Origin of the sequence: Xanthomonas sp. DAR 35659, from assembly GCF_041242975.1 — a bacterium.
GTDB lineage: Bacteria > Pseudomonadota > Gammaproteobacteria > Xanthomonadales > Xanthomonadaceae > Xanthomonas_A > Xanthomonas_A medicagonis.
Genome location: NZ_CP162488.1, coordinates 2,280,875 through 2,294,040, shown reverse-complemented (window position 1 = coordinate 2,294,040; position 13,166 = coordinate 2,280,875). Strand labels below are relative to the sequence as shown.

Genomic DNA, 13,166 nt, shown 5'->3' with positions numbered 1-13,166 from the left:
ATCATTCGGCTGCAGCACGCGGCACGCCACCGTCGAGCGAATAGACCTTGCACACCAGCCCCGGCGGCGTGCGATACGTGCGAAACCCGATGGCGTCGTAGTACGCCTGCCCGAGCGCATTGTCGGCGGCGATGCTGGCATCGATCCGGGTCAGTCCGGCGCGGCGCGCCGCCGCGCAGGTGGCCCGAAACAGCGCACTGCCGACGCCGCGGCGCGCGGCCCGCGGGTCGACATGGGTGCCGATGATGCCCCAGCCCTCGGCCACGTCGTAGAGGTTGCCCGGACGCGCGATGCGCAGCGACTGGAAGCCGAGGATGCCGCCGTCGCCGTCGCCGTCGCCGTCGTCGGCGAGCACGCACTGGAGGCGATCGGGATGATCGAGATAGGTGGCGCGGACCACCGCCAGGTCGGTCGGCGCCTTGCGCAGGCCGGCGGCGAAGATGGCGTTCTGCACCGCGACCATCGCGGCGGCATCGTCGTGGGTGGCGAGCCGGATCTGCATGGTGTCGCCGTCTCGGATCATGTCGGGCGAGTATGCCCGAGCGCGCCGGCCGCGCGCGAGGTCGCCGCCTCGCACCGCACGACTCGCAGCGTTCGACCATCTTGTCCGCGATGTGCTGCCGACACGGCCGCTGATCCGCGACGCTCGCGCCGATTCGCCAAGCGCCGCCGGCATCGGCTAGGCTTGCCGCCCTGCCCTCGCCGCCGCCCGCCATCCGCGTGAGAACCGTCGTCGCCACCCGCTACGTGACCCCGCTGCGCGAAGGCGGCTCGTTGCCCGCGGTGGTCGAGGCCGACGACGACGGCCTGTACGTGTTGAAGTTCCGCGGCGCCGGGCAAGGCCCCAAGGCGCTGATCGCCGAACTGCTCGGCGGCGAACTGGCGCGCGTGCTCGGCCTGCCCATGCCGGAGCTGGTGTTCGCGCTGCTCGACCGCGAGTTCGCGCGCACCGAGCCGGACCCGGAGATCCAGGACCTGATCCGCGCCAGCGAGGGCCTGAACCTGGCGCTGGACTACCTGCCCGGCGCGCTCAACTACGATCCGGCCGCCTTGCGCCCGGACCCCGCGCTGGCGTCGGCGATCGTCTGGTTCGATGCCTACGTGACCAACGTCGACCGCACCGCGCGCAACACCAACCTGATGGTCTGGCACGGCAAGCTGATGCTGATCGACCACGGCGCGGCGCTGTACTTCCACCACGACTGGGAACATGCCGGCGGCGCCAGCGCCTCGGCGTTCCCACGCATCCGCGACCACGTGCTGTTGCCCTACGCCAGCGCCATCGCCCAGGCCGACGCGGAACTGGCGCCGCGGCTGACCGATGCGGTCATCGATGCGATCGTGGCGCGGATCCCGGATGCCTGGCTGCAGGCCGAAGCCTGCTTCGACACCCTGGACGCGCATCGTCAGGCCTATGCCGACTACCTGAAACGGCGTCTGGCGCAGCGCGCCGGCTTCGTCGAGGAGGCGCTGCGTGCGCACGCCGCATACCTATGACTACGCGGTCATCCGCGTGGTGCCGCGGGTGGAGCGCGAGGAATTCGTCAACGTCGGGGTGATCGTGTCGTGCCCAACCTCCAAGCTGCTGCAGGCGGCGATCGAGCTGCAGCCGGCACGCCTGCACGCGCTGGACCCGACCCTGGACATCGAGCGCCTGCGTCCCTACCTCGACGCGATCCCGGCGATCTGCCGCGGCGACGCCGACGCCGGCCCGATCGCGCTGCTGCCGCCACGCGCGCGCTTCCACTGGCTGACCGCGAAGCGCAGCTCGGTGATCCAGATGTCCTCGGCGCATGTCGGCCGCACCCTGCACCCCGAGCAGGTGCTCGAGCACCTGCTGGAACGCATGGTGCGTCCGCCGCGCTAGCGATGCCGTCTCGACACCTTGTGGGAGCGACGTCCAGTCGCGACGCTCTAGCGGGAATGCCCGTCGCGACTGGACGTCGCTCCCACAAAGATGCAGTCGATCAGCGCCGCAGCCCCTGGACCGACAAGGCCATGCATTTCCTTGCAACGCGGGTAGCTGATCCGCCAGGCCCCATGCGGCCTTGGAGGCTGGCTTCATGCCGTTCCAAACCCTGGGTGAGCCTGGCGCGTCCCATCACGCGCCAGGCCCGCGCCGCCGTTACCTAGAACGCGCGCTGCGCTTGGCGGCCGGGCGAGGACGCCGCGCAGCGGCGGTCTTCTTGGTCGCGCGCTTGGCGGGCTTGGCCGCGGCCGGACGCTTGCGCGCGGAGGCGCGCGCGGCGGGCTGCAGGCCAAGCTTGACCAGCACCGGCTGCAGCCGCGCCTCGACCTCGGCGCTCAACGGCCGCACCTGCCCGCGCAGCGCCGCGGCGCCCTCGCGCACGCCGGCCTCGGCGTCGTCGGCCAGTTGCGCCAGCGCCGCCTTCACGGCATTGGCGCCGGTCCTGGCATCGGCCGCGGCGGCCAACGCGCGCTTGCGGGTCAGCGAGACCAGGCCCAGGCCGGCCAGCCACAGGTGGCGCGGCGCCAGGGCCTCGCTGCGCGGGGTGGAGGTGGAACGCTTCTTGGTCGCCATCGTGCTCTCCTGGATGCCTGCGGCGGCATCGATGCCCTGCATGCTGGCGAGCGCGGCTTGAGCAAACACACTATCCGCGCTGCAGCTTGCCAGGCCGTCGCCGCCGCGCCATGCTCGGCGCGACCACAGGGAGGCCAGGCATGGCAGCAAAACCGATCGCATGGGCGCCGTTTCCGCACGACGCCAAGGCCTACGCCTATCCGGGCGAGGCGTTGAAGAAGGCGTGGCCGAAACTGCACGCCGGCGACCGCGAGCCCTACCCCGATCCGGCGCGCGCCCAAGCGCTGCTCGATGCCGCCGGCAAAGCGGGCAAAGGCCACGATGCGCAAACCTTGTCGGCGGCGCTGATCGAGGCCTGGCGCGCCTTCCACCAAGGACAGTTCCAGCAGGCCTACGAGGCCGGCAAGGCGCTGGGCGTGTTCGGCGCCTCGGTCGCGGTCAAGGCGATCGGCATCCACGCCGGCTATCTGGTCGAAGACGACAAGGAGCAGTTGCAGCGGCTGCAGCAGGCCGCGACGCTGGCCGAGGCGGCGATCGCCGCGCTGCCGGACGAAGCCAACAGCCACTACCGCCACGCCTTCGCGCTGGGCCGGTATAGCCAGGGCCTGAGCATCGTCAAGGCGCTCAAGCAGGGCATCGCCGGCAAGGTGCGCGCGTCGCTGGAAGCGGCGCTGGAACGGGAACCCAAGCATGCCGAGGCGCACATGGCGTTGGCCCTGTACCACGCCGAGATCATCGGCAAGGTCGGAGCGATGATCGGCGGCCTCACCTACGGCGCCAAGGCGGCCACCGCCGAGCAGCACATCCAGCAGGCGCTGAAACTGGTTCCGGACGCCCCGATCGCCCACGTCGAACACGCCAACGTGCTGCTGTTGCTGTATGGCGACAAGCGCGAGGATGCGGCCGCGGCCGCCTTCGAAAAAGCCGCCAAGCTGAAGCCGCGCGATGCGATGGAGGCGCTGGACGCGGCTTTCGCCGCCGAGCAGTTGGAATAGCCGGAATCCGACATTTTCCAGGCCGCCCTTCTGCGCGACCAGCGCTCGCCGCTGCGCGTCGCCAGGCGCCTCTGTTAGCCACGCAAGCCTCACTGTAGGAGCGGCTTCAGCCGCGACGGGCTCTTCCGGAAATGTCCGCCGCAGCTGGACACGCTCCTGCGAGGGTCGCGAGGCGTCCCGCCGAGCCGCGGCAAAGCGGGGTATCCAAGATGCCCTGAAGCCGCTCCAGAAGACGCGGCGAAGATAGGACGACCGTGCGCAGCGGCACCCCGCACAGACAGCGACGCGTCGCTGCGTTCGCCGCGCGCTTACGACGCCGGCAACGCATAGGCGATCACATAGTCGCCCTTCTTCGTTTCCATGAAGTGGTGGCCGCCGGCCACGATCACCAGGTACTCGCGGCCATCCACCGCATACAGCATCGGCGTGGCCTGGCCGCCAGCGGGCAGCTTGGCCTCCCACACGCGCTTGCCGGTCGCCAGGTCGATCGCGCGGATCATGTCGTCGGTGGTCGCGGCGATGAAGATCAAGCCGCTGGCGCTGATCACCGCGCCGCCGTTGTTCGGCGTGCCGATCTCGATCGGCAGGCCGGAGTGGATGCCGAACGGGCCGTTGCCGCGCGCGCTGCCCAGCGGGCGGTCCCACAGGGTCTTGCCGCTGGCCAGGTCGATCGCGCGGATGCCGCCGTACGGCGGCTGCTTGCACAGCAACCCGGTGAACGGCAGCCGCCAGCCGGCATTGACGTTGATCGCGTACGGCGTGCCGGCCTGCGGATCACCCGCGCCTTCCGCGCCGCCCGCATCGCCACGCACCTGATCGCGCGGCGCCCAGCCGAGCTTGTCGGCCTTGGCCCGCGGCACCAGCCGGTTGTAGTTGGGCATGTCGTTGTAATTGGCGACGATCACCCCGCGCTGCGGATCCACCGCCACGCTGCCCCAGTCCGAACCACCGTTGTAGCCGGGATATTCGATCGAATGGCGATCGGCCTCCGGCGGCGTGTAGATGCCCTTGTAGCTGGCGCTGCGGAACTGGATGCGGCACACCAACTGGTCGATCGGGGTGATGCCCCACATGTCGCGCTCGCTCAGGTCCGGCTTGCGCAGCGAGTGGTACCGCGAGAACGGCTGGGTCTTGGCGCGGCGCCGCGGTTCGACGCCACCGCCGGGCACCGGCCGCTCCTCGACGCCGACCAGCGGCGTGCCGCTGCGGCGATCGAGCACGTAGATCTCGCCCTGCTTGCTGGGCAGGATCACCGCGGGCACGGTGCCGCCATCGCGAGGGAAATCCACCAGCGTCGGCTGCGACCCCAGGTCGTAATCCCACACGTCGATGTGGGTGGTCTGGAAATTCCACACCGGCTTGCCGGTGGTGACGTCCAGGGCGACCAGCGAGGTCGCGTACTTGTCCTCGGCCGCGGTGCGCGAACCGCTCCAGTAATCGGCGCTGGAATTGCCCATCGGCAGGTAGACGTAGCCCAGTTGCTCGTCGCCCGCCGCCGAGGTCCACATGTTGGGCGTGCCGCGGGTCCAGGTCTGGCCCGGCGGCGGTGTGCCGTTCCAGTCCGGCCGGGTCATGTCCCAGGCCCAGCGCAACGCGCCGGTCACCGCGTCGAAGCCCTGGATCACGCCCGAGGGCTCGTAGCGCTGCTGTCCGTCCAGCACTTGATGGCCGGTGACGACCACGCCGCGCACGATGGTCGGCGGCGAATTGATCGAGACGTAGCCCGGCGGCGTCTCGCCCATGCCGACGGTGATGTCGACCTGGCCGTGCGTGCCGAAGTCCTCGCATGGCGTGCCGCTGGCGGCATCGACCGCGATCAGGCGGCCATCCAGGGTGCCCTCGATGATGCGGCTGCGGCAGGCGCGCGGCGCGCTGCCTGGGGCGACCTGCCCCGCCACGCCGTCCTGCGCCGCCGCCGAGGCGGCATTGGCCGCGTCCGGCACTTCGTAGTAGCTGACGCCGCGGCAGGCGGCGGTGTAGGGAATCGAGTTGTCCGCCACCTTCGGATCGTAGCGCCACCGCTGCCGCCCGCTGCGCGCGTCCAGCGCGATCAGTTGATTGCGCGCGGTGCACAGGTACAGGCTGTCGCCGATCTTCAGCGGCGTGGTCTCCGCGCCCCAGCGCTTGTCCGGCAGGTCGCCGGTGCGGAAGGTCCACGCGGTCTGCAACTGCGCCACGTTGCCGGGCGTGATCTGGCGCAGCGGACTGTAGCGACTGCCGGCGTTGTCGCGGCCGTACGCGGCCCAGTCGGCGTCGGCCGGCGCCTCGGCCGGCTGCGCGCCGGCACGCGGCGTCCGCGCCGCCGCCGCGATGCCGGCGGCGTGCGCGAGCAGGCCGTCGGCCTCGGTCACCCCATACGGCACGAAGGCCAGCGCGAAGGCGGCCACGAACACCAGCGCCAGCGCCACGGCCAGGCCGCGCGACAGGCCGCGCGAGAACGGACGCTGCAAGCGCGGCAAGGCCAGCGCCACCAACAGGCCCAGGAACACCATCAGGCCCATGCGCGGCACCCAGCGCCAGTAATCGGCGCCCGATTCCCAGGCCGCCCACAGCAGCGACACTGCGAAAGTCGCCGCGAACCACACCGCGCCGCTGCGCCTGCCACGCGCCAGCAATACGCCCGACAGCAGCAGACCCAGCCCGCCGACCAGGTAATACCAGGAGCCGCCCAGCGCCAGCAGCCACACACCGCCGGCCGCCAGCACCAGGCCGATCAGCGCGCAGGCGCTGCCCAGCAGCAGCAGCGGCCAACGGCCGCGGCGCTGTGTTTGATCAAGATCGTTCATGAAAAATTCCTCGCAGGAAGCGCCGCGCGGAACATCCGCTGCGGCATGCGCGCGATCGCGCCGCGGACCGTTATCCCAAGCCGCAAGTGAACACGGCGCGTTCTATCGCGGCACAGAAGACGACATGCTGCGTTCCATCAGGATTGCCGGCATGCACGCGGCAGGCCGCAACGCTGCCGTTTCCGCGCGCTGCCGCGAAAGCGCGCTGGCGATAGCGCTACAGGCACCGTGGCAATGAAGATGCAGGCATCGGGTTCGTCTCCATCGCGCACCACGGCCTCGGCCTCGACGCCGGCCTCCGGCGCTGTCTCCATGTCCTCGGCATTCTCGTGCTGGCCCTCGGCCGGCTCGACCACGATCAGACTGACCACGTCTTCGCTCTTGGCCAGTCGGATGCCCCATACGCTGCCGCGGCGGCGTCCGATCGGCTTGCCCCCCGCAGCGGTCCTCGCGGCGCTGGTTGCACGCGTCGTCGCCGTCCTCGACGGCTTTGGCCAGTCCGATCTCGTGGTCGCCATTGTCCTCGTCCGTGTCCACATCGGTGGTAACGGCAAGACCGAAGTGCATGTACTGAACGGTGCCGACGGCGACCCATCCTTCCTGACGCATCAGGCGACCTCTCTGCATCAGACAGGCATCTCCCACGCGTGGAAGTTGCTTGTGGCCAATCCGTAGGCGATCGCGGCAAGGATGTTGCACTTGCGGGCTTGCAGAAACGACGACGCCGGCATAGCGCCGGCGTCGTCGCCTACCGCTTGCGCAGGACTCAGTCCTGCGACGGCAACTCGCTGGCGACGTCGACGCCGCCCTCTTCGCCGGCGACCGCCTCGACCGGTTCGTCCTCGACCAGCGAGCCGTCCAGGCGCTCCACCGCCTGCAGCTTCTCGCCCTTGGACAGCCGGATCAGGGTCACGCCCTGGGTATTGCGGCCGACGCGGGAGATTTCCGAGGCGCGGGTCCGCACCAGGGTGCCGCCGTCGGAGATCAACAGCACCTCGTCGCGGGCGCTCAACAGCACCGCGCCCACCAGCTTGCCGTTGCGCTCGCTGGTCTGGATGCCGATCACGCCCTGGGTGCCACGGCCCTTGCGCGGGTACTCGCCGAGCGGGGTGCGCTTGCCGTAGCCGTTCTCGGTCGCGGTGAGGATGTAGGCATCGACCTCGTCGCCGTTACGCGCCTCGGCCTCGACCTCTGTGTCCGCCGCGGCGTCGACGTCGTCGGCGTCCTCGTCCTGGCCGACGGCCGGCTCGGCCACGATCAGGCTGACCACGTACTCGCTCTTGGCCAGGCGGATGCCGCGCACGCCACGGCTGCTGCGGCCGGTCGGCTTGACCCCGCCGCGGCTCTTGCGGCGCGCGCCGCGGGCGTCCTCGCCCTCCTCGCCCGCGACCTCGTCGTCGGCCGCGGCAGCGTCGTCGCTCACCGCGTCGTCGATGACCACGTCCTCGGCCTCGTCGTCCTTGGGACGCTCGGAGAAGCGCACGGTCTTGCCGTTGGACGCGAACAGCAGCACGTCGCGCTCGCCGTCGGTCAGCGCCACGCCGACCAGGGCGTCGCCCTCGTCGAGGTTGATCGCGACCTTGCCGCGGCGCAACTGGAACGCGAACTCGCTCAGCGGCGTCTTCTTGACCATGCCGTTGCGGGTGGCGAAGAACACGTAGCGGCCGTCGGCGTAATCGCGCACCGGCAGCACCGCCTGCACGCGCTCACCGTTCTCCAGCGGGATCCAGTTGATGATCGGGCGGCCGCGCGCGTTCGGGCCGGCCTCCGGCAACTGGTACACCGGCAGCCAGAACACCTTGCCGCTGCTGGTGAAGGTCAGCAGCGTGTCGTGGGTGTTGACCAGCCACAGCTGGTCGATGAAATCCTCTTCCTTGGTCGCCGCCGCGCTGCGGCCGCGGCCGCCGCGGCGCTGCGCGCGGTAGGCGCTGACCGGCTGGCGCTTGGCGTAGCCGGCATGCGACAGGGTCACCACCACGTCTTCCGGCGCGATCAGGTCGAGGATGTCGAGGTCTTCCTCGCTGTGGCGGATCTCGGTGCGGCGCGCGTCGCCGTATTCCTCGCGGATGCTGACCAGCTCGTCGCGGATCACCTGCAACAGCACGTCGGGGTTCTCCAGGATCCGGATCAGCCCGGCGATCGCCTCCAGCAACTGCTTGTATTCCTCGGTCAGCCGTTCCTGCTCCAGGCCGGTCAGGCGGTGCAGGCGCATCTCCAGGATCTGCGTGGCCTGCACCTCGGTCAGCTGATAGCCGCCGGCGACCAGGCCGGCCCCGGCCGGCAGATCCTCCGGCTGCGAGGCCTCGGCGCCGGCCGCGCCGAGCAGCGCGCCGACCAGGCCGGGCTGCCAGGTCTTGGCCAGCATGCGCTCGCGCGCTTCCTGCGGGTTGGCCGAGGTCTTGATCAGCTCGATCATCTCGTCGATGTTGGCCAGCGCGACGGTCAGGCCTTCGAGGATGTGCGCGCGGGCGCGCGCCTTGCGCAGCTCGAAGATGGTGCGGCGGGTCACCACTTCGCGGCGGTGGCGGACGAACGCCTCCAGCATCTGCTTGAGGTTCAGCAGCTGCGGGCGGCCATCGACCAGCGCCACCATGTTGATGCCGAACACCGACTCCATCTGGGTCTGCTGGTACAGGTTGTTCAGCACCACGTCGGCGGCTTCGCCGCGCTTGACCTCGATGTAGATGCGCATGCCGTCCTTGTCGGACTCGTCGCGCAGCTCGCTGATGCCCTCGAGCTTCTTTTCCTTGACCAGCTCGGCGATCTTCTCGATCAGCCGCGCCTTGTTCACCTGGTACGGGATCTCGGTGACCACGATCGCTTCGCGGCCGTTGTCCTGGATCTCGATCTCGGCCTTGGCGCGCATGCGCACGCGGCCGCGGCCGGTGCGGTAGCCGGCGACGATGCCGCTGGTGCCGTTGACGATGCCGGCGGTCGGGAAATCCGGGCCGGGGATGTATTCCATCAAGCCGTCGACGTCGATCTGCGGATTGTCGATCAGCGCCAGGCAGGCGTTGATCGACTCGGTCAGGTTGTGCGGCGGGATGTTGGTGGCCATGCCCACCGCGATGCCGGCCGAGCCGTTGACCAGCAGGCTCGGGAACCGGGTCGGCATCACCGACGGTTCCTGTTCCTTCTCGTCGTAGTTGGGCTGGAAATCGACGGTTTCCTTGTCGATGTCGGCCATCATTTCGTGCGCCAGGCGCGACATGCGCGCCTCGGTGTAGCGCATCGCCGCCGCCGAGTCGCCGTCGACCGAACCGAAGTTGCCCTGCCCGTCCACCATCAGGTAGCGCAGCGAGAACGGCTGCGCCATGCGCACCAGGGTGTCGTACACCGACTGGTCACCGTGCGGGTGGTACTTACCGATGACGTCGCCGACGATGCGCGCCGACTTGTAGTAGGGCTTGTTGCTGTGCGCGCCCAACTCGTTCATCGCGAACAACACGCGGCGATGCACCGGCTTGAGGCCGTCGCGCGCATCCGGGAGGGCACGCCCCACGATCACGCTCATCGCGTAATCGAGGTAGCTCTTGCGCATCTCGTCTTCCAGGTTGACCTGGATGATTTCCTTGGCGGATTCTGCCATTCGGGTTCCGTAAGTCTGGTGGCTAATCGACCACGACGTCGGCCCGCGGCACGCGGGCCTGCCGGCGCCGAGAACCTACGGCGCACAGCGGTCGATCGAACCGCCGGATTCTAGCATGACAGGCCCGCGAATGCCCGGGTTTTTGCCGGCGCGAACAAGCACTTGCGTGAGCTCGCGGGCCGTTTCGGAGTCAGTTTCGGGGACCGCGCGGCGGTGTCCGGGTCAGCCGCCGAAGGCGGCGCGCATGCGCTCGGCATCCGGCCGCTCGATCACCCCGCGCTCGGTGACGATGGCGTCGATCAGCTCGCCCGGGGTCACGTCGAACACCGGGTTCCAGGCGGCGATGCCGTCGGCCACGGTGCGCACCCCGCCCACCCCGTACAGCTCGCCGGGATCGCGCTGCTCGATCTCGATCCGCGCGCCGTCGGCGGTGTCCATGTCCACCGTGGACGACGGCGCCACCACCATGAACCTGACCCCGTGATGGCGCGCGGCGATCGCCAGCTGGTAGGTGCCGATCTTGTTGGCGGTATCGCCGTTGGCGCAGATGCGGTCGGCGCCGACGATCACCCACTGCACCGCTCCGGTCTTCATCAGGTGCGCGGCGGCCGAATCGGCGATCAGGGTCGCGTCGATGCCGTCCTGCTGCAGTTCCCACACGGTCAGCCGCGCGCCCTGCAGCCACGGCCGGGTCTCGCCGGCGAACACCTTGGCGATGCGGCCCTGGGCCATGCCGGCGCGGATCACGCCCAGCGCGGTGCCGAAGCCGGCGGTGGCCAGCGAGCCGGTGTTGCAATGGGTCAGCACGCCGCTGCCGGGCGCGATCAGGCCGGCGCCGAGCGCGCCCATGTGGCGATTGGCGGCGAGGTCTTCCTCGGCGATCGCCTGCGCCTGCCGCGCGATCGTCTCGCGCCAGTCGGCGCCGGCCGCGGCCAGCGCCTTGCGCATGCGCGCCAGCGCCCAGGCCAGGTTCACCGCGGTCGGACGCGCCGCGTTGAGCCGCTGCAGCGCCGGCTCCAGCTTGGCCAGCGCCTGCGCGCCATCGTCGGCCTGGAGGTCGCGCGCGGCCAGCACCACGCCCCAGCCGGCGGCGATGCCGATCGCCGGCGCACCGCGCACGGCGAGCGTGTGGATGGCCTCGGCGACCTGGTCGCTGTCGGTGCAGCGCACGTGCTCGACCACGAACGGCAACTTGCGCTGGTCGAGCAGTTCCAGCGCATCGCCGGTCCACAGGATCGGGCGGATATGGTCGTAGCGGGCGTAGTCGATAGCGGGGGCGGCGTTCATCGTCCCATTGTAGACGGCGCCGCATGACGGAGTGGAGAGAGGAATGGGCAAATGCGGCCGCGGAATGCGGCCGCGGCAGGCATGGAGGCTGCCAGCGCCCGCCGGCGCGCTATGGGGATGGAGCGTTCAGTTGACGCTGAATTCCGCGCGGCAGCCCTTGTCCACCCAGATGCCGTCGCGGTCCCATCCCCAGCTTTCGTCCTGCACGCAGGCGGTGCCGGATAACTGACGCCGCAACTGCGCGCCGTCATGGATGCTGACGCCGCAGCGCCGGCGCGCGCGGCCCTTGGATTCGCACAGCACCGCACGCGCGCCTGCCGGAAAGCCGGAACCGTCGCTGGCGCCAATCTCGAACTCGCCGCGGCAGCCGCGCGACACCCAGATCTCGTTGCGGCGCACGCCCCAACTGCGCTCCTCGCGGCACGGCACCGAGGACAGCTGGCGCATCAGCCGCACCGGCGCGCCGCGCAGCATCACCGGGCAGGTCTCGACCCGGCCGTCGGATTCGCAGCGCAGGACGCGGCGCATCGCGCTGCGCGCCGGCTCGGGCGGATTGGCGCGGAATTCGGCGCGACAGCCCAGCGTCACCCACACGCCGCTGCCGTCCACGCCCCATTCGCTGCCGCGGATGCAGTCGTTGTCGGACAACTGCCGGATCAGTTCCACGCCCTGCTCGGTCGGCATCGGGCAATGCACCCAACTCATGTCGCGCGACTCGCAGCGCACCACCGCGGCCGCATAGCCGTCTTGCGCCTGCGCAGGCACCGCCGTCGGCCACGCGCCGACCGCCAATCCCAGCCAACACCAGTTGCCGAGCCCGTACGACCACTTCATGCCTGGCGCTGCCCCCGTGCGTAGAACCTGAACAACGAAACGACTCCACCGCGCATCGACCGCATGCGTGGCTGGATCAAACCATCATCTGTGTCGACAAAGCAAGAAAATGCGCGCTGAACGCAGCGCCGTTCAGGCACGCGCGAAATCGTAGGCGAGCACGTCGGCGATGCGCGCGGTGCCGCGCATCGCCATCAGCAACCGATCCACGCCGACCGCGACGCCCGCGCAGTCGGGCAGACCCGGCAAGGCCTGCAGCAAACGCTCGTCCAACGGCGGCAGCACCGCGCCGCGCGCGTGGCGCAGCGCGTGATCGCGCAGGAAGCGGCGGCGCTGCTCGGCGGCATCGTTGAGTTCGTGGTAGCCGTTGGCCAGTTCGTAGCCGCCCAGGTACAACTCGAAGCGCTCGGCCACCGGCGGCTCGTCGTCGCGGATGCGCGCCAGCGCGCACTGGGTGGCCGGCCAGTCGTGAACGACGGTGATGCGCTCGGCCGGGAACGCGACCTGCAGCCGGTGGGTCATCAGCAGATCGAGCCAATCGTCGCGGGTCAGCCCGTCGCCATCGATGCGCACCTCGCGCAACGGCTGCTGCAGCGCCTCCAGCGGCGCCTGGAACGGATCCAGGCCCAGCGTCTCAAGGAACAATTGCCGGTAGGTGACAACGTGCAGCGTAGCGCTGCGCGCGACCAACGCCAGCGCCTCGCGCACCAGCGCCACGGTCTCGTCCACCAGTTGCAGGTGATTCCAGCCGACCCGATACCACTCCAGCATGGTGAACTCGGGATTGTGGCGGCCGCCGGCCTCGCCGTTGCGGAACACCCGGCCCAATTCGTAGCAGTCGCCGACCCCGGCGGCGAGCAGCCGCTTCAACGGGTATTCGGGCGAGGTGCGCAGCCAGCGCAGCGCCGGGCCGGCATCGACATGGCCGCTGAAGCGGGTCTGGAAGCTGTCGATGTTGGGCTCGGTGTTGCCGGCCACCGACAGCATCGGCGTCTCCACCTCGAGCACGTCGCGCGCGGCGAAGAAGGCACGGATGCGGGCGTTGAGCGCGGCGCGCAGGCGCAACCCGTCCAGATCCGGCGCAGCGCTCATCGCCGCGCTGCGCCCGACCGACGCGGCATGGGCGGCGCGCC

At 70.2% G+C, this 13,166-nt stretch carries 12 protein-coding genes; 4 read left to right on the top strand and 8 right to left on the bottom strand.

Annotated features, from left to right (window positions below; genetic code table 11):
- Nucleotide 1 precedes the first annotated feature (1 nt).
- Entirely contained in the window at nucleotides 2–676 is a 675-nt protein-coding gene (locus AB3X07_RS09770) for a GNAT family N-acetyltransferase (protein WP_369944312.1), read from the bottom strand.
- Between the two features lie 44 nt (nucleotides 677–720).
- Here AB3X07_RS09770 and AB3X07_RS09765 point away from each other — a divergent pair, with 44 nt between their 5' ends.
- Nucleotides 721–1,497 (top strand): HipA family kinase, encoded by a 777-nt coding sequence (locus tag AB3X07_RS09765; RefSeq protein ID WP_369944311.1) that lies wholly within the window; start codon nucleotides 721–723, stop codon nucleotides 1,495–1,497.
- Nucleotides 1,475–1,867: a DUF3037 domain-containing protein gene (locus AB3X07_RS09760; protein ID WP_369944310.1), complete on the top strand. Its 393-nt coding sequence runs from the start codon at nucleotides 1,475–1,477 to the stop codon at nucleotides 1,865–1,867. Before AB3X07_RS09765 ends, AB3X07_RS09760 begins: the two co-directional genes overlap by 23 nt.
- A 258-nt stretch (nucleotides 1,868–2,125) precedes the next feature.
- On the opposite strand, the gene AB3X07_RS09755 is transcribed toward AB3X07_RS09760, so the two are convergent.
- Nucleotides 2,126–2,542 (bottom strand): hypothetical protein, encoded by a 417-nt coding sequence (locus AB3X07_RS09755; protein ID WP_369944309.1) that lies wholly within the window; start codon nucleotides 2,540–2,542, stop codon nucleotides 2,126–2,128.
- A gap of 140 nt (nucleotides 2,543–2,682) precedes the next feature.
- Between AB3X07_RS09755 and AB3X07_RS09750 the strand changes: the two genes are divergently transcribed.
- Complete coding sequence (locus AB3X07_RS09750) at nucleotides 2,683–3,537, top strand: hypothetical protein (protein WP_369944308.1); 855 nt, start codon at nucleotides 2,683–2,685, stop codon at nucleotides 3,535–3,537.
- Nucleotides 3,538–3,845: 308 nt separating this feature from the next.
- Here the strand turns inward: AB3X07_RS09750 and AB3X07_RS09745 are convergent, their stop codons facing one another.
- Together AB3X07_RS09745 and AB3X07_RS09740 are read right to left on the bottom strand one after the other, a co-directional pair.
- Nucleotides 3,846–6,323, bottom strand: a complete 2,478-nt coding sequence (locus AB3X07_RS09745) for a membrane-bound PQQ-dependent dehydrogenase, glucose/quinate/shikimate family (protein ID WP_369944307.1) — start codon at nucleotides 6,321–6,323, stop codon at nucleotides 3,846–3,848.
- 137 nt (nucleotides 6,324–6,460) lie between these two features.
- On the bottom strand, nucleotides 6,461–6,694 hold the full coding sequence (locus AB3X07_RS09740) for a hypothetical protein (RefSeq protein WP_369944306.1): 234 nt from the start codon (nucleotides 6,692–6,694) through the stop codon (nucleotides 6,461–6,463).
- A gap of 22 nt (nucleotides 6,695–6,716) precedes the next feature.
- Between AB3X07_RS09740 and AB3X07_RS09735 the strand changes: the two genes are divergently transcribed.
- A complete protein-coding gene (locus tag AB3X07_RS09735) occupies nucleotides 6,717–6,998 on the top strand; it encodes a hypothetical protein (protein ID WP_369944305.1) in 282 nt (93 codons plus the stop codon).
- 91 nt (nucleotides 6,999–7,089) lie between these two features.
- Here AB3X07_RS09735 and gyrA read toward each other — a convergent pair whose 3' ends face one another.
- The 4 genes from gyrA to epmA form a co-directional block, all read right to left on the bottom strand.
- Complete coding sequence (gene gyrA / locus AB3X07_RS09730; RefSeq protein WP_369944304.1) at nucleotides 7,090–9,912, bottom strand: DNA gyrase subunit A; 2,823 nt, start codon at nucleotides 9,910–9,912, stop codon at nucleotides 7,090–7,092.
- A gap of 222 nt (nucleotides 9,913–10,134) precedes the next feature.
- Complete coding sequence (gene mtnA, locus AB3X07_RS09725; protein ID WP_369944303.1) at nucleotides 10,135–11,199, bottom strand: S-methyl-5-thioribose-1-phosphate isomerase; 1,065 nt, start codon at nucleotides 11,197–11,199, stop codon at nucleotides 10,135–10,137.
- 126 nt (nucleotides 11,200–11,325) lie between these two features.
- Nucleotides 11,326–12,033, bottom strand: coding sequence for a DUF3011 domain-containing protein (locus AB3X07_RS09720; RefSeq protein ID WP_369944302.1), 708 nt, complete (start codon nucleotides 12,031–12,033; stop codon nucleotides 11,326–11,328).
- Nucleotides 12,034–12,165: 132 nt separating this feature from the next.
- On the bottom strand, nucleotides 12,166–13,125 hold the full coding sequence (epmA, locus tag AB3X07_RS09715) for an EF-P lysine aminoacylase EpmA (protein ID WP_369944301.1): 960 nt from the start codon (nucleotides 13,123–13,125) through the stop codon (nucleotides 12,166–12,168).
- Nucleotides 13,126–13,166 lie beyond the last annotated feature (41 nt).